This window comes from Sorangium sp. KYC3313 (assembly GCF_052075895.1).
Lineage (GTDB): Bacteria > Myxococcota_A > Polyangia > Polyangiales > Polyangiaceae > Sorangium > Sorangium cellulosum_B.
This window is the reverse complement of the sequence record NZ_CP197255.1, coordinates 10261701-10283097: the sequence shown is the minus strand read 5'-3', so window position 1 is coordinate 10283097 and position 21397 is coordinate 10261701. Positions and strand designations below refer to the sequence as shown.

General features: G+C 70.7%; 18 protein-coding genes and 1 pseudogene. 13 read left to right on the top strand and 6 right to left on the bottom strand.

Annotation, left to right across the window (positions count from 1 at the left end):
• Positions 1-10: 10 nt before the first annotated feature.
• A complete protein-coding gene (locus tag ACSRUE_RS38965; protein ID WP_441287989.1) occupies positions 11-571 on the bottom strand; it encodes an NADPH-dependent FMN reductase in 561 nt (186 codons plus the stop codon).
• Between the two features lie 909 nt (positions 572-1480).
• On the opposite strand from ACSRUE_RS38965, the gene ACSRUE_RS38960 reads away from it, so the two are divergent.
• The 9 genes from ACSRUE_RS38960 (at position 1481) to ACSRUE_RS38920 (ending at position 9788) form a co-directional block, all read left to right on the top strand.
• Positions 1481-1837: a hypothetical protein gene (locus ACSRUE_RS38960; RefSeq protein WP_441287988.1), complete on the top strand. Its 357-nt coding sequence runs from the start codon at positions 1481-1483 to the stop codon at positions 1835-1837.
• A 286-nt stretch (positions 1838-2123) separates the two neighbouring features.
• The gene (locus ACSRUE_RS38955) at positions 2124-3047 is read left to right on the top strand and encodes a Rieske 2Fe-2S domain-containing protein (RefSeq protein ID WP_441287987.1); all 924 of its coding nucleotides are present in this window, start codon (positions 2124-2126) and stop codon (positions 3045-3047) included.
• Positions 3048-3210: 163 nt separating this feature from the next.
• Positions 3211-4605: a DUF692 domain-containing protein gene (locus ACSRUE_RS38950; RefSeq protein WP_441287986.1), complete on the top strand. Its 1395-nt coding sequence runs from the start codon at positions 3211-3213 to the stop codon at positions 4603-4605.
• 3 nt (positions 4606-4608) lie between these two features.
• Positions 4609-5355 (top strand): nucleotidyltransferase domain-containing protein, encoded by a 747-nt coding sequence (locus ACSRUE_RS38945; protein ID WP_441287985.1) that lies wholly within the window; start codon positions 4609-4611, stop codon positions 5353-5355.
• A complete protein-coding gene (locus ACSRUE_RS38940; RefSeq protein ID WP_441287984.1) occupies positions 5352-6425 on the top strand; it encodes a hypothetical protein in 1074 nt (357 codons plus the stop codon). The genes ACSRUE_RS38945 and ACSRUE_RS38940 overlap by 4 nt, the downstream gene beginning before the upstream one ends.
• The gene (locus ACSRUE_RS38935; RefSeq protein ID WP_441287983.1) at positions 6385-7803 is read left to right on the top strand and encodes a hypothetical protein; all 1419 of its coding nucleotides are present in this window, start codon (positions 6385-6387) and stop codon (positions 7801-7803) included. The genes ACSRUE_RS38940 and ACSRUE_RS38935 overlap by 41 nt, the downstream gene beginning before the upstream one ends.
• Before the next feature lie 86 nt (positions 7804-7889).
• Positions 7890-8912 (top strand): TauD/TfdA family dioxygenase, encoded by a 1023-nt coding sequence (locus ACSRUE_RS38930; protein WP_441287982.1) that lies wholly within the window; start codon positions 7890-7892, stop codon positions 8910-8912.
• Positions 8913-9024: 112 nt separating this feature from the next.
• Positions 9025-9165 (top strand): hypothetical protein, encoded by a 141-nt coding sequence (locus tag ACSRUE_RS38925; RefSeq protein ID WP_157906577.1) that lies wholly within the window; start codon positions 9025-9027, stop codon positions 9163-9165.
• Between the two features lie 11 nt (positions 9166-9176).
• The gene (locus ACSRUE_RS38920; protein WP_012234525.1) at positions 9177-9788 is read left to right on the top strand and encodes a hypothetical protein; all 612 of its coding nucleotides are present in this window, start codon (positions 9177-9179) and stop codon (positions 9786-9788) included.
• Positions 9789-10145: 357 nt separating this feature from the next.
• On the opposite strand, the gene ACSRUE_RS38915 is transcribed toward ACSRUE_RS38920, so the two are convergent.
• Entirely contained in the window at positions 10146-10757 is a 612-nt protein-coding gene (locus tag ACSRUE_RS38915; protein WP_157906578.1) for a hypothetical protein, read from the bottom strand.
• 637 nt (positions 10758-11394) lie between these two features.
• Positions 11395-12741: an alpha/beta hydrolase-fold protein gene (locus ACSRUE_RS38910; RefSeq protein ID WP_441287981.1), complete on the bottom strand. Its 1347-nt coding sequence runs from the start codon at positions 12739-12741 to the stop codon at positions 11395-11397.
• A gap of 570 nt (positions 12742-13311) precedes the next feature.
• Here ACSRUE_RS38910 and ACSRUE_RS38905 point away from each other — a divergent pair.
• Positions 13312-14202 carry a hypothetical protein gene (locus ACSRUE_RS38905; protein ID WP_441287980.1) on the top strand — a complete coding sequence of 297 codons (891 nt, stop codon included), beginning with the start codon at positions 13312-13314 and terminating at the stop codon, positions 14200-14202.
• Between the two features lie 165 nt (positions 14203-14367).
• Here ACSRUE_RS38905 and ACSRUE_RS38900 read toward each other — a convergent pair whose 3' ends face one another.
• Positions 14368-15552, bottom strand: coding sequence for an alpha/beta hydrolase family esterase (locus tag ACSRUE_RS38900; protein ID WP_441287979.1), 1185 nt, complete (start codon positions 15550-15552; stop codon positions 14368-14370).
• A gap of 157 nt (positions 15553-15709) precedes the next feature.
• Here ACSRUE_RS38900 and ACSRUE_RS38895 point away from each other — a divergent pair, with 157 nt between their 5' ends.
• Complete coding sequence (locus ACSRUE_RS38895) at positions 15710-15826, top strand: recombinase family protein (protein WP_080598819.1); 117 nt, start codon at positions 15710-15712, stop codon at positions 15824-15826.
• A 1043-nt stretch (positions 15827-16869) separates the two neighbouring features.
• Here the strand turns inward: ACSRUE_RS38895 and ACSRUE_RS38890 are convergent.
• Together ACSRUE_RS38890 and ACSRUE_RS38885 are read right to left on the bottom strand one after the other, a co-directional pair.
• Positions 16870-17202, bottom strand: a pseudogene (locus ACSRUE_RS38890) (transposase); the annotation flags it as partial.
• Between the two features lie 556 nt (positions 17203-17758).
• Positions 17759-18022, bottom strand: coding sequence for a hypothetical protein (locus ACSRUE_RS38885; RefSeq protein ID WP_157906582.1), 264 nt, complete (start codon positions 18020-18022; stop codon positions 17759-17761).
• A gap of 572 nt (positions 18023-18594) precedes the next feature.
• Between ACSRUE_RS38885 and ACSRUE_RS38880 the strand changes: the two genes are divergently transcribed.
• Positions 18595-20154: a hypothetical protein gene (locus tag ACSRUE_RS38880; RefSeq protein WP_441287978.1), complete on the top strand. Its 1560-nt coding sequence runs from the start codon at positions 18595-18597 to the stop codon at positions 20152-20154.
• Entirely contained in the window at positions 20154-21338 is a 1185-nt protein-coding gene (locus ACSRUE_RS38875) for an ARPP-2 domain-containing protein (RefSeq protein WP_437769225.1), read from the top strand. Before ACSRUE_RS38880 ends, ACSRUE_RS38875 begins: the two co-directional genes overlap by 1 nt.
• The last annotated feature ends 59 nt before the right edge of the window (positions 21339-21397 follow it).

Sequence of the window (21397 nt, the reverse complement as noted above, 5' to 3'; positions counted from 1 at the left end):
CGCGCCTTGCTCACCCGGCGCGCAGCGTCTTCATCGCTCCGGCCCACGCGAGCAGCTGATCGAGCAAGGTGCCGACGGACTTCTCGTGGCGGGGGCGGGGCTTGAACACGCTGAAATTTTCGAAGTCGTCGAACAGAGAGAGCATGACCTGCGAGCGCACGTCCGCGATCTGGAGCTCGGCCATCACGAGCCGGAGCTGCTCGACGGCGCGCGAGCCTCCCGCGCTCCCGTAGCTCACGAAGCCAGCCGCCTTGTTGTTCCACTCCTTGTACAGGAAATCGATCGCGTTCTTGAGCGCGCCCGAGGTGCCGTGGTTGTACTCCGGCGTGACGAACACGAAGGCGTCGAACGAATCGATCTTCGCCGCCCACGCCTTGGTGTGAGGCTTCGTGTACTGTCCCATCGACGGGGGCGCCGGCTCGTCGAGCAACGGCAGGTCGAAATCCTTGATATCGACGAGCTCGTAGTCGGCGCCGCCCTTCTTCGTCGCCACGTCATGCACCCACTTCGCGACAGCCTCGCCGTTGCGGCCCGGCCGCGTGCTCCCCAGGATGATCGCCACCTTCAACATGTCTGCTCTCCGAGGCAATAGCCCCTCTCCGCTCGAGCCAGCGGGCGGCGTGATGCGCATTCCCACGACGCCGTGGTGGAGAGGAGGGGGCTCACGAGGTTGCTACCAGCTCGAGGCTACTACCAGCCAGGCAGGCTTCCCGCCAGCCAGGTGTCGCGGGAGCGCGCGACCCCTGGACCCGTACCGCCGCTTGCGCGGCCGCAGGCGCCAGGGGGTGCGCCCTGGTACGGGCAGGCAGACGCCGCCATCTGGCACCTCTCGAGCCAACGCGTGGCTCTCCAGGTGCTGTCCCCTGGATGTTCGGGCGCATCAGGGGGAGCGTCCGGGCCAGCGTCACCCGGGACGCTGGCGCCGGTCGTCGCCTCGCCTGCAGTCCCGGACGCGTGCGTGCTGCCCTGGGTCGCGTCAGTGGTCGCCGGATGTCCGCCGGTGCCGTCGACGCTCGGAGGCTCCGGCGCGCCGCGAGAGCAGCTCGTTGAGAGGGCCGAGAGGGAGAAGAAGAATGGCACGGCGCGCGCCGCGAGGCTGGATAGGAGGTCGCGTTGGATGGCTCAGAGTACCGTGGAAGCGCCGGTCAATCCGCTTCCTGAACTGTCGTCAGCCACGTCAGCCACGTCAGCCACGGCCGTGCCGGCCGTGGCTATCGACCATGCGCCCGGAGCAGGGGGCGCGCTGCGCACCCGAAGCGCAAGGAGTGGTTCGGCGGCGGCGCTCCGATTTATTGCGTCCGATTCATGGCATGCTGCTCGTCGAGCGGCGCCATTTGCACCACGTCCTTCAGGAGCAGAACGCCGACCTCTCGCGGTCACGAGCGGCGGAGGCGCGTCTACGGCGGGAAAATGACGCGCTCCAAGGCGAGATCACTCGTCTGCGGGCAGTCATGGCCGCTTTGCTTGGTGGGAGTGAGAGGTGAGCCGACGCGAGCTGCTGCTCGCCCTGGAGCGCGGCCAGGGCGGGCGCGCCTACTTCGTCGCCGACGACGGCACGCGCACGTTTCGCGAGTTCCTGACGGCGCTGGCGCGGACGCAAGGGGTGGCGCTGCCCGGGCGCAGCGTCCCGAGCGCCGTCGTCGTCCCGCTCGCGGCCGCGATCGAGGGCGCCTGGCGCCTCCTCGGCGTCCGCCGGGCGCCGCCGATGACCCGCTTCGCCGCCTCCATGATGTCGCACTCGGTGACCGTGAAGTCCGACCGCGCCCGCGCCGAGCTCGGGCATGCGCCCGTCATCGGCGTGGAAGAGGGGCTGGAGCAGCTCTCGGCGGCGCGCTGACAGGGGACGAGCCGCGGGCGGTGAACACCGGGGATCCCGCCGGCGGCGATCGGCAGAGAGCTCGCGGGCGGGCAGGGCAAGCGGCGGACACGCGGCCTCCGCAGGAGCGCGGCCGCCCGCTCGGGCGCGCGAGGCCTGCAGGAGCCAGCTTGGCAGTACCTCGGCGCGTCCGGGTCTCGTATGATGACGAGCTCATGCCGCGATCACCGGCACGATGAAGCCCCTCCGCCCCGCGCTGCACGAGCGCGCGGGCGACCCCGACAGACGCTGAGCCGAGGAGACCCACGTGAGCGCTCGAATCCCTCTGCAGCCTTTCCCCCGAGGCTGGTTCCAGGTCGCCGCCTCGGACGAGCTGTCCACGGGCGGGCCCATGTCGCTCCGCTGCTTCGGGCAGGATCTGGTGCTGTTCCGGACGCAGGACGGAGAGGCCCGGGTCCTCGACGCCCACTGCCCTCACATGGGCGCGCACCTCGGGGTGGGCGGCCGCGTCGAGCAGGGCGGCATCCGGTGCCCGTTTCACGGGTGGGTGATCTCCGGCGAAGGGAAGTGCGTGCACATCCCTTATGCGGACACGATCCCGCCGAGAGCGAGGATCCGCGCCTGGGAGGTGCGGGAGCTCGACGGCCTGATCCTGGTCCACCACGCGCTCGGCGGCGAGCCCGCCGCCTTCGAGATCCCGCCGCTCGCCGAGGCGCGCTCGACGGAGTGGTCCCTGGGCCTGATCAAGCGCTGGAGGGTCCGGACGCACGTCCAGGAGACCCTCGAGAACATCGTGGATCCGGCCCACTTCGTCACCGTGCACGCCATGCTCGAGCCGCCCCGGACCGAGATCGAGATCGAGGGCCACATCATCCGATCGCGATCGGCGGTGAAGCAGAAGGGCCCGGGAGGGCGGGTGGTCGACGGCACGATCACATGGGAAGGCCACGGCATGGGGTACGGGACGATCCGCTTCACCGGGATCGTCGAGCTCCTCTTCGTGAACACCGTCACCCCGATCGACGACGAACTCGTCGACATCCGCTTCGCCTTCTGGCTGCGCAACGACGGCGCGCAGCGCCTCGGCCAGGCCCTCGCCGCGGAGATCTGCCGGCAGCTCGAGGAGGACATCCCGATCTGGGAGAACAAGATCTACCGCGCTCAGCCCGTCCTGTGCGCCGGGGAGAAAGGCATCATGACGTTCCGCAAGTGGAGCAGCCAGTTCCTCTGAGCCGCGGAGCGCGGCGGCGGAGCCTGGCCGAGCGGGACCACGCCCTCGTCGTCGCCGAGGATCGCCGCTGCCTCTCGCATCTCGGGTGAGCTCGACTTCTCGCCGATCCCGCTGTCCTCTGTTCCGGATCCCTCCGCGAGGGCAGACTGAGGGAGGTCCCCGCGTGCTCGTGCCCGCCCCCAGATCATCCCTCTCCGGCATCGGCGCCGTCGGCGTTGGATTCCGCCCCGAGCTCGCCGCCGATCTGCTGTCCGCGCCCGGCGCGGTGGACTTCGTCGAGGTCGTCGCCGAGGCCTGCTTCGCGAGCCCGGCCGCGCGGCGCGAGGCCTCGGCCATCGCGCGCATCTGGCCCGTGGTGCCCCACGGCGTGAAGCTCTCGCTCGGCAGCGCCTCGGGCATCGACATGGATCGCGCGCGGCGCCTCGGGGCGCTCTGCCGGGAGCTCGCGGCCCCGGTCGTGAGCGAGCACGTCGCGTTCGTGCGCGGCGGCGGCCGGGAGATCGGCCACCTCACCGCCCTGCCGTACACGCTCGAGGCGGCGCGCGCCGTCGCGAAGAACGTCGCCGCCGCCCGGCGGGCGCTCCCGGACATCCCCCTGCTGCTCGAGAACGCGGCCTGCACGCTGCGGTTCCCGGGCGGCGCCCTCGGGGAGGGGGACTTCTATGCCGAGGTCGTCGCCCGCACCGGGTGCGATCTGCTCCTCGACGTCGGCAACGTCTATGCGAACGCCGTCAACGCCGGCGTCGATCCGGGGGAGCTCCTCGGTTCCTACCCGCTCGAGCGCGTGGCGATGATCCACATCGCCGGCGGCGTCGTGGAGCACGGCTTCTACTTCGACACGCATGCCCATCCGGTCCCCGCGCCGGTGTTCGACCTGCTGGCCCAGGTCGTCGCTCGCAGCGGGCCGCTCCCGATCCTCCTCGAGCGCGACGGTGACTTCCCGCCCTTTGCCGCGCTCGCGGCCGAGATCGCGACCGCGAGGGCGATCGCCCGGTCCGCGCCGTCCCGACCGGGGTTGCCCGGCTCTCGCGCCACCTCGCTGCAAAATTCTCCTGATGCTTCACCTTTCGAGGCGTCGGCGCTCGCCGAGGTCCAGGCCCGCGTGGCCGAGCTGCTCACCTCACCCGTCGATCCGCCGCCGGAGGCCGTGGCTCCGTTCGACGCCGGGGACGTCGCCCGGTCGCGCGCGATCCTCCAGCGCAAGCGCGTCGACGACGCGCTCCCGCTCTTGCCGCGGCTCTCGTCTCACCGCGAGGCGGCCGCGCGCCTCGGGGCCCGGTGCGTCGAGGCGTCGCCGCGGGCCCCGAGCTTCACGGCGGTCGCCGACGCGCTCCGCATCGCCGCGGCGGCGGTGGACGACGCCCGGCTCGCGCCCGAGGCGATCGTCGACCGCCTGCTGCTCCGCGCCCGCTTCGTCGGGCCCTCGGGCGATGGGAGCGTCAGGCCCAGGCTCCTGCCGTTCATTCGGCGAGAGCGGCTGCCGGGAGGTCGGGTAGTCTGGGCGATCAAGGGGATTGGCTCGAGCGCCGAGGTCCGGCTCATCGAGCCGCGAAGGTAGACCATGAACGATGGATCCATCGCCACGGGGAACGCCGTTTCCAGGCTGCCGGCGCCGGTGCAGGCGCGGCTCGTCGAGCTCAAGGAGAGCCTGGAGCGGACGCTCGGCGACGAGCTTTCGTGCCTGCTCGTGTACGGGAGCGCGGCGCGGGGCGGCTACCGCGACGGGCAGAGCGACGTCGATCTGATGGTGGTGCTCCAGGAGGCCTCCCGCCAGAGCCTCGACGCGATCGCCAACGCGCTCCAGATCGCGCGCTACGCGGCCCGCATCGAGGCGATGATCCTCACCGCCGCCGAGATCCCGCGGGCCGCGGACGTGTTCCCGCTGCTCTACGACGACATCCGCCGGTGCCACGTGCTCCTCTCCGGCCGCGACCCGTTCTCGGCGCTCGTGATCGACGGCAAGAACCGCCGCCTGCGCGTCGAGCAGGAGCTGCGCGAGGCGCAGATCCGCCTCCGGCGCGCGGTGGTGGACGGGATGGGCGCGGACGACGCCTTGAAGGGCGCGGTCTCCCGCAAGGTGAAGCAGATCCGCGGCCCGCTCCACGCCCTGCTCGGCCTGCACGGGATCGAGGGCGCCGACGATCTGGGCACGGTGCTCGCCGGGGCGGGCAAGCTCCTCGGCGTCGACGTGGCCCCGCTGAAGCGCGTCCACGAGGCGCCGGGCCCGGCCTGCGCGGCGCTGGCGGAGCTGCTCGCGCGCGCGGTCGACGACGTCGACCGGCTGGAGCACCCGGAGGCGGCGCGATGATCCACGAGATCTTCGACTTCTTCCCGTTCGACATGGCGTCGGGGCCGGCGTTCCTGCTCTTCTATCTGGCGCTCTCGGTCTCTGGCCTCGTCGTCGCCATCCTGGTGCGCAGCGCCGTCGGCGCCTCCCTCGATCGCTCGGCGCAGCTGCGCGGCGCCGAGGCGGTCGCGGGGGCGCCGGGGGGCACGCCTTACCGCTCCCCGGCCTACGCGCATGCGCCGCAGCGGCAGCGGCTCTCGGCGGGCTGGATCCCGCAGCCGGACGAGTACTGGGCGATCGCGTACCTCCGCGACGAGAACAAGGGCGTCGCCGCCACGCTGATCGCGGTCGCGATGGGCGCGGGCTGGCTCGTGCCCGCGGGGGACGCGAAGGACGCGCCGCAGGCGCTCCTCCTCGTGGTCGGCTCGCCCCCGCCGGACCGGGTGCTCGCGGCGTTCTTCAGCTCGCTCTCGTCGAGGGGCGCCCACGGCCAGCAGACGGTGACGCTCTCGCTCGATCAGGTGCGCGCCTCCGCCGACCAGATCGCGGCCCGCTTCGAGCAGGAGCTCCGCGCCGAGCTCGCCGCCGCCGGGATGCTGCGCCCGCGGGGGACGATGACGGCGCTCTCGGCCGTGGTGTGGGCGGTCGGCGTCGGCCTGCTCGGCGTGGGGCTGATCCGCGCCATCCGCGCGGAGGAGCTCGACCGACCCTACGCGTTCCTGGTGGTGGAGATGATCGCGCTGCTCGTCGCCACGTGGATCGTGGCGCGGACCGCGAGCGCGTACAGCACGATGAAGTCGGACTACCTCCGGTGGCTCGACGACTCGACCGTCTCGCTCCGCTCCGACGTCGCGAGCGGCCGCCGCCGGGAGGCGGTGGACATCGGCCTGACGGTCGCCGCGAGCGGCACGGCGGCGCTCGCGATGTCGCCGCTCTTCGGGCCGATGGTCTACGCGATGACCCCGCCCCCTCCGGTCTCGACGGGGGGCGGCTCGTCCGGCGGATCGAGCTGCAGCTCGTCGAGCTGCGGGGGCGGTGGCGGCTGCGGCGGTGGCGGCGGCTGCGGCGGTGGTGGTGGCTGCGGCGGGTGACGCCCGCTTCGAGGTGCTCGACGCCCTCGGCCTGTGCCGGCTCACCCGGCGCACCGGCGATCTCGACGGCGCGGTGCCGCTCCGGGTGGCGAAGGCGTGTGTGCCGCTGCTCGAGGGCAACGCGTTCGGGCTCCAGATCACGCTGGCGCGGCCGATCGAGGTGCGGCGGCGCCTTGGGTCGCTCCGCGCCGAGCCGGCGGGCGAGCACCGCGAGGCGCTCGCCCGCGCGCACCGCGCCGCGCTGACCCGGCTGGTCTCGCAGGGCTTCCTGGCGCCGGAAGGGGCATGGCACCGGGCGCTGCGCGGCGGCCTCGCCTGGACGTGCCGGAAGGGGCTGGGGCCGCCTCGCCTGCGCCTGTGGACCGGGCTCCTGGTGCGCCCCGACCCGGGCCTGTGGCTGCGCGTCGCGGGGGCAGCCAACCGCCGGAACGCGCTGATCGAGGTGAGCGAGGCGTACCTCGCCGACGACGGCGCGTTCGTCCCGCTGGTGGTCGAGCTGCGCGTCCGCGACGAGGCCCCGCAGCGCCTGCAGCTCGAGGGCGAGATCGGCTGCATCGCGCCCGTGCTCCCCGACGTGCAGATCGAGGCGTGCTCGCTCGCGGATGCGCCCGAGGTGGGGCGGGCGCATGCGGAGTTCTACGACGCGAGGTACTTCGCGGTGAAGAAGGGCCAGGTGACCCGCAAGTACCGGCGGCTCGTGGCGGGCACGGCGGGTGGGCGGAACGCGAGCGCGGGCGGGGAGAGCGCGGGCGGGGAGAGCGCGGACGGGGAGAGCGCGGGGCCGGCGCGCGTGCGGCTGGTCGTCGCCGGGCCGGCGGCGCCGGAGATCACCGAGGTGACCGAGGTCACGACCGCGGCCGGGCCGGATCCGGTCCCCTGGCGCGGGGGTGCTCGGCGGCTCGCGTCGATCGTGGTGAGGAACGCCGTCCCGTTCCGCGCGACGTTCGACGGGCACACGCTCGCCGTCGCGCCGGACGCGCCGCGGCTCGCCGATGGCGCGGCCGCGGTGGAGCGCACGTTCGCGCAGACCTTCGGCGACGACTTCATCGCCGCGAACCGCGGGGCGCTCTGGTACCTGACGAAATACTTCACGCCGCATCCGCCGGGCGAGCCGCACTTCTTCGTGAAGCCGTGGGCCTTCACCTGGACGCCGCCGGGCTGGTCGAGCCTGCTCGACGGCGTCCACGGCGATGGCTACGACGTGATGCGCGGCGTGGTCGCGACCGACGCCTTCTTCGCGACCCCGGCGGTGTTCCACGTGCGCCGGCTCGGGGCGCCGATCGAGGTGCCCGAGGGCGCGGCGCTGCTCCGGATCGTGCCCATCCCGCGCGACCTGCTCCGGGCCGGCTTCCGGGAGGTCCGCTTCCTCGATGCGTGAGCGGGTGGGCGGCGCGGCCGTCTGGTCTGTATGTATTGGATAAATATCATGATTTTGCCCTTCGAGCGCCTTCGCGGAGCGCGCCCATGAGCGAGCGATGGATCTGGCCCGGGCCGGAGGGCGGTCCGGCGAGGCTCTTGGACGAGCTCGCGGCGCGCGGCTTCTCGGTTCTCCGCGGCGACGCGGTGCTGGCGCCGGAGGAGGCCGCGCGGGCGCCCTGGAGCTTCGCCGAGCGGCTCCTCGGGGCAAGGCCGCTCCTGGTGGAGCGGCAGCCGATCAAGGCCGCGCCGGGCGGCAGGTCGTTCGCCGCGAGCTCCGCGGCGGCGCCGCTCCACACCGACAGCCAGTGCTACGCGGGCGCGCCTCCGGCGGTGCAGATCATGGCTTGCGTCAGGCCGGCGGAGCGCGGCGGCGGCTGCCTCCTGCTCGACGGCTGGCCGCTGCTCTCGGCGATCGAGCGCGCCGATCCCGAGCTCTTCCGCGCGCTCTTCACGGTGTACAGGCGCATCCCGTTCGTCTTCGGCGACTTCTTCGGGCCCACCGTGTCGCTCCGCGGCGGCGCGCTCGCGCTCACGCACGCGCCGGTCGTGCCGCCGGGGGACGCGCTCGCCGCGCGCCTCGCGTGGTTCGTCGAGGCGTCGCGACGCGAGGTGATCGAGCTGTCGCTCGGCCCGGCGGACCTCCTGGTCGTCGACAACCGGCGCATGCTTCACGGGCGGCGGGCGTTCGAGGGGGCGCGCGAGTTCGTGCGGCTGCTCGTCTGGACGGAGGCGCGGCTCCCGTCGCCGCCGGCGTACAACGCGCTCGCCGCGGAGGTCGCCGAGGCCGCCGCGCGCCGCCTCGCCGGAGGGCCGCGGGCCACGCGGCGGTGGCTCGGCCTCGACGCGCCGCCGCTGCCCGAAGCCCGCCGCCGCCTGGGTCTGGTCCTGGAGATGCTGCGCGGCGTCCCGCCGGGCGTGCTTGCCGCGCGCGCGGGCATCCCCGAGCCCGAGCTCTACCGCCTCCGCGACGCGGCGCTCGCAGCCGCGGAGGAGGCGCTCTCGGGCGACGCGGAGGGCGCGGACGACGGCGTGCTGGTCGAGGCGATCGGGCGGATGAGCCGCGGGTGAGCCGCGCTTGCGCCGGGCGGCACCCGGATGCTGTGCGGAAGAGACCAGCGTGCCGAGGTCACCTGGAAGCTAAGTCAGGAGCTGTTCGAGCTGGCCTTCCCGGGATCCGCCCATGAACGAAGACTTCCTCGATCTGATTTCCGCCCTGTGCGCCGTTGACGCGAAGTTCTTGGTGATCGGGGCCTACGCCGTCGGCGTGCATGGCCGCCCGCGCGCGACCAAGGGCGTTGGTGCGGCGCGGCCGCCGGGATAGATTCTCGAGGCATGGCGTCACGTCCTCTCGGAGCGGCCGCGCTGTGCGGGATCGCCCTTGGCTGCGCGGCGTGCAAGCCGGCGGCGCCGCCGCTGCCGGCGCATGTCCGCATCTCCATCGACGGCGCCGTCATCAGCCCGGCCAAGGCGGACGGCCGTCAATGGGACGGCATGGGCGCGGTCCCGGCGGAGGCGCTCACCGCCATCGGCGGCCTGCTCCGCACGAAGCACCCTGTCGCCGCGGCCGCCAGCGTGGCCGGCTTCGCGGCGGAGGCGGCAGGGGCGGGGACCGAGCCGCCGGAGCCCTTCGGCTCGGCGGAGCTGTTCGTGGGCGGCCGGTCGCTCGGGAGGCGAGCGCTGGATCGCCCGGGGCAACGCGACACCTGCACGCCCGGATGGAAAGGCCCGCCGACCTGGTACCGCGTGCCGCTCACGCCGGATGTCCACCTGAGCGGTGAGCTCATCGACAGGGACCTCGTGAACGACGACTTCATCGGGCGGTTCGCGATCCACCACGGTCACCTCGTCGAGGCGCTCCGAGCGCGCACGGTCTATCCGGTGGCGGTCGACAACCAGGCCGCCGGGCAGGTGCTGTTCGTCTGGATCGAGGTCTGGCCGGAGTAGAGCGGCGGTCACCCGCTTCGGATACGGGCCCACCTCGACGTTTTCGGTGCTCAGCGCACCGGAGTGCGCTTGCGCGCCGAAAACGCCGATCTGGGCCCGTCTCCTGTGCGGGAGACCGCCGCTCTGCTCTGCATGGTGCAGAGGCGGGCGGAAACCGCTGTAGGGCGACAAACGGGCTGAAGCTGCCTGAAAAGCGCAGATTTCGGACCGCCAAGGCGCCATAAGACGCCAAGATATTTTTATTCTTCTGGCGTCTTCTGGCGTCTTCTGGCGTCTTCTGGCGTCTTCTGGCGTCTTCTGGCGTCTTCTGGCGTCTTCTGGCGGTTCATTTCTCGCTTGAGCAACGTGAACAGTATTCTAGGGCAGCGCGGCGGGCACCGCTTCGACCCGCGTGCTGACGACCCTCCGGCGCTGCGCGCCGATGTTCGCGAGATCGAAGAGAAACGTCAGCTTGGGCAGCTTCACGCCCGGCGACGGCGCCAGATGAGGCGACCTGAAGCGATCGTCCAGCGAGTCTTCGCGGATGATCGACCTGCCGTCTCCAGGTCTCTTCGTCGGCGTCGGGATCCCGTGCGACGTCCCATCCGGCATGACGACCCGGCTGGTCACGTGGACCGTCACCCTGCTCCCGGCGGCAAAGTCGCCGTTCATCGCCAGCGCACGCGCGGAGAAGCGCTTCAACACGGCCTGGGCGACGCGCCGGAAGTCGTCGCCGTTCCCCGTGTTTGCCTCCAGGAAGCGCACCGAGACCAGCCGTCCCTTCGCGTCCAGCGTGAGCTCGAACGAGCTCTCGGAGTCCGGCGGCACGGCGGATGACGACACCTCCTCCGCGACAGCAGAGGCGAGCACGCCCGCCGCGGGGAAGACCAGGACCGGCTGCCGCCCGTCCTTGGCCGCGTCGCTCCGCGCGGAGCGCTCAGGGACGGGGCGCACCGGGGCGAGGGGGCGCTCGGCAGCGCGGGGACGCACCGGAGGCTCCACCGGCAAGACACCTGGCAATGCCCAGACCGGCGCGCCGCCGAGGCCTGGAGGTGCCGCGGCGGTGGGAGGCGCGTCGGGCGCGCCCGGCGGCGCGTGGGCAGCGTCCGGCGGCGCATGGGCGGCGTCTGGCAGCGCGTGAGCCGCGTCCGGCGGCGCGTGATCGTGGGTCGCCGCGCCGGAGCGAGATGCTCGCGCAGGAGGCGCCTCGGACAGCGCTCGGCCGCGCTCTCTCGGCGCGGCACGCGAGAAGCCGGGATCGACGCCCGTTGCCCGGGCGAGGACCTGGCGGGGCTCCGTCGCTCGGGCTTCCGGCGTCCTGGGTTCGTCCAGCAAGACATCGGTGTCCAGCACCAGGAGCGGCTCGAGCTGGTCGCTCGCGCCAGCCCGCGCCGGCGCCTCGAGGCCCTCCGGCACGAGCACACGAGCCGCGATGACGCCGCCCGCGTGGAGGAGGAATGCTGCGAGCAGAGAGAGGGAGCCCCGACCGCGCACTGGCCGGCGCGAGGGTATCACGTGGGCGCGCTTCCGATGGCCTCACACCGACGTCGGAAACTGCCTCCGTGCGCCGCATCGCGCGGGCGCTCCAGCCAGTTCTGCGAGGCGCCCGCTCGAGCTCAACCGTTTCTTATCCAGGCATCAACGGCGCCGCCTTCACACGCTGTGCCCTCCACGGGCCCGCCATGGCGCATCCGTCGTCTTCTACGCTGTGCAAGCGTCGAGCGACGCTCGGCCGCTCAGCCTCGATTCCTTCTTGCTCGCGCTCTGAAGAGGAGGGCTCCGATCGCCGCAAGATGGATCCCGAAGCGCCAAGGCGGCGTTCCGGGCTCGGACCCGGGGACCGAGACGCTGCAGCTAGAGTCTTCCGTCGCGGGCGCCCCCTCGTCGGTGCCGCCGCTCGCGCTGCTCGAAACCTGCCCGCCAGTCGTTGCAGAACCGCCTGTCGTGACGGCACCACTTCCGGGCACGCCCCCGCCGTTTCCGCTTCCTTCCCCTGCGCTACCGCCGTTGCCGCTCCCGTCCCCTGCGCCCGCGCCGTTGCCGCTCCCGTCCCCTGCGCTACCGCCGTCGCCCGCGGCCCCGCCGGCCCCTCCGGCGCCATCCGCCCCACCGGCCCCACCGCTGCCCGTCGTGCCCCGGTCGAGGAAGATGCGTTGGGCGAAGTTGTAAAAGCTGCGGTTCCAGACCGTCTTGGTATGGCCTTCGTTCGCCTCGATCTGGTAAATATGGTCGATGTTGTTCTGATCCAGGAAGTCGTGATAATTCTGCTATTGCCGATCAGGTTGTCTGCGCTGCCGCAAGAGATGAAGATGAGCTTCACGTTGTTCTTGACCGCAGCCACATCCTTGATGGTCTGACTCGGCTGCTGGGTGTTGGGCGCAGCCGAGTACGGTCCGATGTAATGGAAGACATCGGTGTTGGGGAACCCGAAGTTGAAGGTCTGCCCCCCGCCCATCGACAGGCCGGAGATGACCCGCGAATCGGCGTCGGTGGCGGCGGAGTAAGTCTTCTCGACCCAGGGGATCAGGTCGTTGAGCAGGACGTCCCCGAAGTTCGCGAAGCGCGCGAAATCGTCTCCTCCGTCCATCTTGCCGCTGGGCATCACGACGATCATGGGTTTGGCCATCTGCTTCGAGTACAGATAGTCCATGATATTGTCGGCATTGCCTTCGTTGCTCCCCTGGCCGATCCAGGAGACCTCATTGCCGCCGATTCCATGATGCAGGTAAACGACAGGGTATTTCTGGCTCGTCGAATACCCCGGCGGCATATAAACCGTCACCTTCCGCATTCCGTAGTTTCGGGTCGGATAGCTGACGGAGACGTCCAGCTTCCCATGGGGAATGCCGGCGTCCTTGGTATCGAAGCCCCTGGGCGGAAGGGGAAGATCAGCGGGGTCGCTGGCATACACCGCGGCGGGGAGGACGGAGATGACCGAGAACGAAAGGACAGCAGGCCAGTTTTTAAAGGGCATGAGGACCTCCAGCGTGCGTAAGAGTCAAACTCGAGTTCCATGGCCCGCGCTAGTTCCATGGTCCGCGCTACAAGTGCTTTGGCGCGTTTTGCATTGTGACCGTGGTGTCCCAAGCAAGCGGCACGTGCCGACGCACGGGTCGCGCAGCGCGCTGCAGGTGGCATGCAAAACTACGCCTCAGGCGTTCCGAGGGGCAACAGGGCGAGGAAATCCAAAAATGCTACGAATCTGACATACCCATGGCCTCTGCAAGAGGCCGGTCCCGACAGGCAGGTTGGACCGGCAGGAGGACTTGGTCGTGAGCGCCGCGTACGCCGTTGCAGCAGGTCAGGACCCTTTCAAGAGCGCCCGGGAGCAGGCAGAAGTCATGGAGAAGCATCTTCGGTCATCCGAGTCGATGGAGAGCACGCATGCCGAGCTGGAGGGGTTCGTCGTCGACGAGGGGCGCGAGTACCAGCGGCGGCTCCTCCAGGCCCACCTCGAGCTTCGGGCCGAGCGCGAAAGGCCGTGGTGGTCAAGGGCGCGGACGGCGTTCAGCGCAAGCATCGACGTCTCAGCAGCAGAGCGCTCATGTCGGTCGTCGGCGAGGTCGATGTGCCACGCGTGGCCTATCAGGCGCCGGGCGTCCCCGGTCTTCATCCGATGGATGCGGCGCTGAGCCTGCCGGACGAGCTCTACTCGCACAGCGTCCGTCGCTACGTCGCCGAGAGCGCCGCCCGCAGCTCGTTCGATGAGGTCGTTGAGGGATTGAGAAAATCGACCGGCGCCGCGGTGCCGAAGCGCCAGGTGGAGGAGCTCGCGGAGCGCGCCGCGCAGGACTTCGATGCGTTCTACTCCAGCCGCGCCGTCGAAGTCGAGGACACTCAGGCGCTGCTGGTACTCAGCTTCGACGGCAAGGGGATCGCGATGAGGCGCGAAGACCTCCGACCTGCGACGCGGAAGGCTGCGGACGCCGGGAAACACAAGCTCACCAAGCGCCTCGCCAAGGGCGAGAAGCGCAACCGGAAGCGAATGGCCGAGGTCGCCACCATCTACACGATAGACCCCTGGGTCCGCACGCCTGACGACATCGTGAACGACTTGCGCCCTGTGCATGACGTCGCGGCGCAACGGCCGCGGCCGGTGAACAAACGGGTCTGGGCGAGCGTGGAGAAGTCAGCGCGGGAGGTGATCTCGGCGGCGTTTGCTGAAGGCCTGCGTCGCGATCCGGAACGCCTTCGGCGGTGGGTGGTGCTGGTCGATGGCAACAAGGACCAGATCACCCCTGCCGCCGCCTCGACCCAAGCTGCGCCGGGTGAAATGAGCAAAACGCCATCGTTCCAGAAGAGCCGCACCCGTCGGATTTGGGCCGGTGAGGTCCCCCTTTTGGCGCCTTCACCGAGGCGCTGTCGAGAGAGCTCCACTTCCAGCGATGCCGCGACGACCGTCATACAGGATGCCGGCCATCACGACTCGCGCTGAGACTGGAGGGCGATCTCCCTTCGGCTTCGGCGGCTCCGCTCGTGTCAGCGGCTCGATCCGACGCCACAGAGCGTCGGGCACGTCGGCAAACTTGGCTTCCACAAAGCACTGTAGCTCACACTCGATCCGACCTTTCAAGAGGTTTTAGGCTCGACTCTTGGCAGCCTAGAACTGACTGAAGAACTTCCAAACCTCTTGCGGTTGCCAACGTTGACCACCCTCTCGCGGCGGATCAGGCGTGTGCGGTCCCACGAAGGAGCAGAACTCGACCGGATAACCCGTCGTGCAGCCCATGAAGTTGGTGCACACGTGGTTTCCGGTGGCCCTTGTCGGCTCCTTCCAGGTGCAACCGTTCAGCCCGGCGTACGTCTGCGCCATCGAGACACCGCCACCGTACTGAAGGACGTTGTCGTTGGTGCCATGGGATGCGTAGAAGGCGACCGCTTCGCTCGGCTTGCAGTTGCCGGCACTGAGCTGCGCCGCTCCGTTGTAGATGGCGACGGCGCGGACACCCCAAGTGCCGGCTCCATCGAGTGGACGCGAGCAAGCCGTCCGGTAGGACATGCTGCCGCCGTAACTCCAGCCGTTTGCGAAGATCTTGCTCTTGTCGATACAGAAATTTTGCTCGACCTGCTCTACCACGGCGTCCGCGAGTGCCACGTTCGAGCCGCTTGAGTCGGGCCACCCGCAGCCGCTTTCCCCGTTGCCAGTCCCGGTGCACGGCGTTCCGTTCTTCTCCCCATTGGGAGCCACGAAGATCGTACTGCTGGCGGCGTCGGCGATGTCCTTCAGCCAGTAGTAGTTCTGCTGATACATCTGCTTGTCGTTTCCATCGAGCTGATGCCAAGCGATGACCAATCTGTACGGCTTCTTATTGTCGTAGTTGGCCGGCACGCTCAGGATGTATCGACGTTGCCGATTCGCCGCCGTAATCGAGATCGGGTTGCCGTTATTGTACATGCTGGCGTCAATGGTCGGCGTTTTGCCGCACCCGGCGGACAACGTACCCGTGTCCGAGCCTCCACCAGCGCCACCACCGGACCCGGCCCCGCCGGCTCCGCTACCACCTGAGCCAGCAGCCCCGCCCGTGTCCGAGCCGCCCGTGCCCGAGCCGCCCGTGGCCGAGCCGCCCGTGCCCGAGCCGCCCGTGGCCGAGCCGCCCGTGCCCGAGCCGCCCGTGCCCGAGCCGCCCGTGGCCGAGCCGCCCGTGCCCACGGCACCGGTGCCTGCGGAACCATTGGGAGCGCTACCTCCAGAGCCCTGCGTGTCGCCCGAATCGGACGAGCAACCGACGAGCGCCGAGGCACACGCGAACGAGGTGAGAATGACGACGAGGGAAGCGCGGTTCATTAGGCCTCTCCATAAAGGGGACGTACGGGTTTACCTACCGTTTGTAAGTACCGGAGTCACGGTCTAGAAATTTATTCCTTCGCTGTTCGCTCCCTCGGTCCGATCCGCGGGTGAGCACGTGGGCGCTCGTGGGCGACGCCGAGCTGGCGCGGGCTGGATGCACTCCGCCATTCGCGAGATGCTGCGAAACCCAAAGTACGTCGGCGAATTCTCGTTCGGTCGACGGAGGTGGAATTTGTCAACGCGGATGAGACAGCGGTCACGAGAATCCTAACTCGGCACGCGCTCTCGTATCGCCGGTGGCCGCGGCGGGCTCGTACCTCGGTACAACGTCGCACGGCTCACTCCCAGCGCGGCGCACGCGGCGACCACCGAGACCCCAGGCTCGGCGAAGTCTTCCACCAGGTCCATCAGCTGTCTCCGTGCGGATAGGACAAGCAAACGCGTTCCGCAAAGTCAAGATTCTCGGAGCCGTTCCTGGCTCGTGCAGTCCGACTGTACGAGTTTATCGACAGAACGGGCCTTATGCGATCAGACAGGCCTTCCACTCGTGAAACGCCTGCGATTACCGCGACGTCGCACCAAGCGGAAGGCATCCTACCGTATAGCTGTACACTACTGGCACCAAGCGGAAGGCATCCTACCGTATAGCTGTACACTACTGAGCTCGTCCAAACGGCCGCCGTCGCGGTTCGCGGCGCGTCGTGATGGCCGGCGCACGCACCTCAGGGCAGACCTCCCCCCGGCCACGTCGTCGAGCAGCGTCCCTCCCCTTTCAGTTTCGTCACGCGGGGTCCGCCGGGTACCGCGCGCGGCACTCCAGCGGCTCGGCGAACAGACCGAGGTGGCTCAAGATCTTCCTCGCCGTCGCCTTGTCCGTGATCGCGGCCATGAGTCGCATCCGCCCGCTGCATCGCGGGCACGCGAGAACATCTACTGCGTAAGTCCGCCGCAAAAGCTTCGCCCATTCGACGCGAGGCGACGTCGCCAGAAGGAGCCCATCCAGCAGCGGATCAAGATGCTGGACCGAGATCCCCTCCGACACGAATCCAACATCAGCCCACGGCAGTACAGCGCCCAGCGCAGTCGACACCCGCTCGCGCTCGACCGCGCCATGCACCATCGTCAGCAGCGCCCCAACCGCCACGTCCGACCGTCGCGGAGGATGCTGAGCCGCTCCAAAGCGAAGCAGGGACGCGCGCAATACCGGACGAGCCGCTCGCGCCCCTCGTCGTCGTAGCCCTCGATGCGCACCGCCGCCTCGACGTTGAAACCATCGAGCTCCACCGTGAGCGGCCGACGGCGCTTCGCCTCGAACCGCGCATGAGCCAGCGAGGCAAAGCGGTCCGGATAGTCGGGCTGGTACTTGAGCGTCTTGAACTGCGACTCGGAGAAGGCGTTGTCATCGCTGACGTGAGGCCGGCTGAAGCTTCGAACGACGCCGAGCGAGCCGAGGAGCTGAGCGAGCCCCTCCGACCTCATCGCGGAGCCGCGGTCGGTGTGCACCGTGAGCGAACCGGGCTCGACGCCGTGGCGGGCGACCGTCTCTGCGAAGAGGTGCTCGGCGAGCTCCGCGCTCTCGCGCTCGGCGAGCAGCCAGCCGACGGTCATGCGACTGAACAGGTCGAGGACGACGTACAGGCAGTAGAAGACCCCGGGGAGCAGCGCCCTGCGCCGCTGGGGCAAGGGTAGGATCGACGGATCGGAGATGGGAAGGCTTCGGCACGGGTCAGGTCCATTCTCCGCCCTCTCACCACAGATTTCCAGGGGGAGCCTGTCTCACCCGACGTTGGCACAGAGGGCTTGCGCCCCCTCAACGGGAACAAGGGGCAGTTTGCGTTTGATGGCAAGGCGGTGTAACCGAATACGCGACGCCGCTGCTTGAGCATGGCGGCAAGGTGGCTGCGCCCTCGGCGGAGCTGCGAGAGGGCGGTCCCGATCGGCATCCCGAGGCTCCGGGCGATCTCGCTCACCTGCTCACCGCCGCCGACGAGGATCAACACCCAGCGCTCCCACTGATGCACCTCCCAGAGCAGGTCCACGATGGCGCGAACCTCTACCTCGCCGTAGGGAGACGGCGCCCGCTACCGACCGGCGACGTAGATCAGCGGAACGGCGACCTCCAGGCGGCAGACCCCGTCGTGGGACTTGCGGCCTGGTGGACGGCGACGGCGTTCAGCCGGCCGCGGTGGCGTTCAGGATGGGCTCAGGATCGCGCGCGGCGCGCGCTGGCGAGGTCGACGACAGGCGCAACGTGGTTGGGCTGCTGCGGGGCGCTGAGGAGCGCCGAGAGGGTGCGAGCGGCGATCTGCGCGGTCGCGAGGTCGCCCGCTACGTGGGCAGCGGCGATGGTCTGCGTGAGGGTCGTGACGAGCACCTGGCGCGGGCTGCTCGCCGGGGGCGTGATCGGGGCTGCTTCGGGTCGGGGAGGGGTCGTCAGCGCGGTCTGCTTCACAACCGCTGAGGGCATCGCCGGAAGCGTCACGGAATCGTCCGGCCGACCAGAGATCGCGGGGTTAGCGCCCACGATCGCCGAGTCGACGCCGGCTTCGACCCCCTCGAAATCCGCTGAAACCCGCCCCATCGCGTCCTCCCGCTCCCCCTGGAAAAGTGACGCTGTACCAGGAACTTTTCCGTGCGGGCACGCGTGCCAGGGGCGGCTCGCGCCCCACACGCCGCGTTGCCTCCCTCGGGGAAAGCGGTCAAGGGACAAGGAGTCCGCGGGACATCCAGGTCGCAACCACAGGCTTCGTGCCCTCCCAGGCGACGAGGGCCTGCTTCGTGAGGTCGATGTCTGTCCGTTTTTCGCCACCCTTGCCCTAACTGGGTTCGGAGCGGGGGACGAAGACATGGCAGGCAGGGTGGAGAGTTCAGCGCTGCCAGCGATGACCTTGTCGTCAAGGGAGATCTTGTCCTTCGAGAGGTGCCCCCCCGGGTGTATGCTGCCGGTTGCCGCCCGTGGGACTTCGGGGCGATTTCCGATCCCAGTCTGGAAACTGTCGTAGGTTGATCGCCCCATCATTCCCCGGGCGGCTCTTTGCCATGCCCACCGCCCCTCCCGCGCCCCCCGCACGCTTTCACACCGAGCGCGTCGAGCGCGAGGACCTCGTCATGTTCATCAACGCCTGCTTCGCGTGCACCGGGCAGGCCGAGTTCTATGGCACCTCCGGAGGCCAGGCCGTCTCCATCGAGTTCCTCCACGAGTACATCCTCGGCAATTACCGCCGCCTCTACGCGCGCACGCTCGCCGCCGGCATCAACCACTTCAACCAGGCGCGCATCGCCGTGAACCTCCTCGCGACCGGCGCCGAGACGCCCGCTCCCGACCGGCGCGAGGAGGGCTCGCTCATCGCGGCGGCCCTCCGGGAGCTCCCCCCGCAGCGCGCGCTCCGGGCGCTGCGCGAGCTCCGGGAGCGCCGCGTGAACAACCGCCGCGCGCGCGCCGTCATCCGCGGCTACCTCGCCGGCCGGCCCGACCCGGCGTTCGACGCCGTCAAGTACCGCGCCCACCTCCGCGCGCTCGCGGTGCACGCTCATCTCCAGCTCCCCGGCGAGATAGGGCCCTTCCTGTTCGAGCCCAAGCGCCGCGCGCCGTTCGAGACGCCGCTCCTCGAGCGCGCGCGGCAGGCGCGTCACGCGAAAGAGGCGATCTTCGACCTGCCGCTGACCGTCGCCGAGGGGCTCGCCGCCGCCCGCGGCGTCTCTCGCGAGGAGCTCCTGCGCCGCGCCGCGCCGCGCATGACCGAGGGCGAGCGCCTCCGGCTCCAGCGCGCCGCCGGGCGCGAGGACGTCGACCTCGCCGTCGACCTCGGCCGCGCCCCGCTCACGCGCGTCGCGCTCTATGCGCTCTCGCTGCCCGAGGAGGTGCGGCGCGAGCGCCGCGACGAGCTCCACGCGGCGCTCGAGCGCGCCGCCGCCCGCGCGCTCAGGAAGAGCCCAGCCGCGCTCGGGCGCGTCGCCGCCGTGCTCGACCGGAGCTACTCGGCGTCCGGATCGAGCGAGAAGCGCCGCCGCCCGCTCGCCGTCGCGCTCGGCGTGAGCTACCTGCTCCGCGCCGCCGCGCGCGAGTACCGCGCCTTCTGGACCGCGCCCACGCCCGACGAGATCCTCGTCGGCGCGCGCGGCCAGACCGATCTCGCGACGCCGCTGCTCGACGCGCTCGCCTGGCGACCCGACGTCGTTGTCGTCCTCTCGGACGGCTTCGAGAACGACCCGCCCGGCGCCGCCGCCGAGGTCGCCCGCTGCTTCCGGGCGCGGCTGGATCCGGGGCAGCGCACGTCGATCGTCCACATCAACCCCGTGTTCGACAGCGAGCGCTACGCGCCCCGCGCGCTCGGCCCGTCGATCCCGACGGTCGGCCTGCGCGACGCGGAGGACCTGCCGACGGTCCTCGGTTTCGCCCGCTTCGCCGAGGGCACGGCGCCGCTCGCCGAGCTCGAGCGCTACCTCGCGCAGCGCGCGGCCGCGCTGCTCTCGCGGCACGCCCGGACGCCGGGCGCCGCGGAGCCAGCGGCGGACGGGGGGCCGGCAGGCGCCTTGGAGCAGGCAGACGCCGCGGAGCCGGCAGAAGAGGCGCCCGCCGCGGCGCTCGAGGTGCCCTGATGGCCAAGGCGCCGGCCCTGCTCCGATCGCTCTCGCTCCGGGGCCTCTCCGCGACGCACGCCCAGGTCTTCGCGGGCGTGCGCCTGGTCCCGCTCCTCCGGGACGCGCCGCGGGGCGACCTGCGCATCGCCGGCCGCAGACACGAGGATGCCTGGTCGATCGTCGATCTCGGTGACGGCACGGCCTACTGCTCCTACGTGCCGCACGCGCTCGTGGTCGGGTGGACCGAGGACGGCTCGCCGGTCGCGTCCTACGGCGCGGCGCTCGCGGGGCCGGAGGTCCGAAACCCGCTCAGCAAGTGGGGCTGCGGCGTCCAGCTGCTCCACCGCATGGCCCGGCGCGAGGCGCGCGGCGAGGACCCGGCCGAGCGGAACCGCTTGCGCCTCTTGCCGCTGCACCTGGCGATGGAGGGCTTCCTCTCCCTGCACTTCAACGCCCCCGAGATCGCCTGGTCCGAGTACTCGCGGCGGGCGATCTCCCGCGGCCTCGACCCGCGCACCGAGGTATCGCTCTCCGGCCGGGCGATCCCGAGCCTGGAGGACGCGCTGCGCGTCTTCGAGATCCACGAGGGGCAGTGCGGCGTCCTGCTCTTCGTCGGCGAGCTGCTCGCGTCGGTGTTCGTTGTGTCGCACCCCGACGACTACCGCGCGCTGCACCGCACGCTGATCGAGGACTTCTACGAGCAGACGCTGCTCTACGCGGCCCGCCACAACGGCGACAGCCAGGCGCTCGAGCACACCTTCGACGCCGCGCAGATCGGCTCGCTCGACGACCTGCGGGCCGCGCTCGGCCGGGCGCGGGCGGAGGCCGGCGCGCTGCACGTGGACACGGCCGCGGGGCTCCTCGGCCGGCCGATCGCGGCGGAGCGCGTGTACCGGGCGGGGCCGTTCTCGCTGCAGCGGTTCATGACGGAGCTCGATCCGTCGCTGGACAACCACATCGGCGAGGCGATCGTGCGCGAGGACGGCACGCTGGAGTACGCGAAGACGTACCGGCTCGCCGCGGGGCAGGTGAGGCGCGCCCGGCTCCTCCAGCAGCTCGCGGCGCACGGGTGGAATCTGGTCGCCACCGCGGCGGCGCTCCGGACCACGCGCGACCAGCTGATCCGGCGGATCGAGGGCGAGGGGTTCGGCTACCTCATCGCGGAGCACGTGCTCAAGGCGGCGCTGAAGCGGACGAGGTGAGCGCGCCGTTACCGGCTCGTTCACGTGCGGGCGCGCGGCCGTGGTCGCGCTGCTCCCGT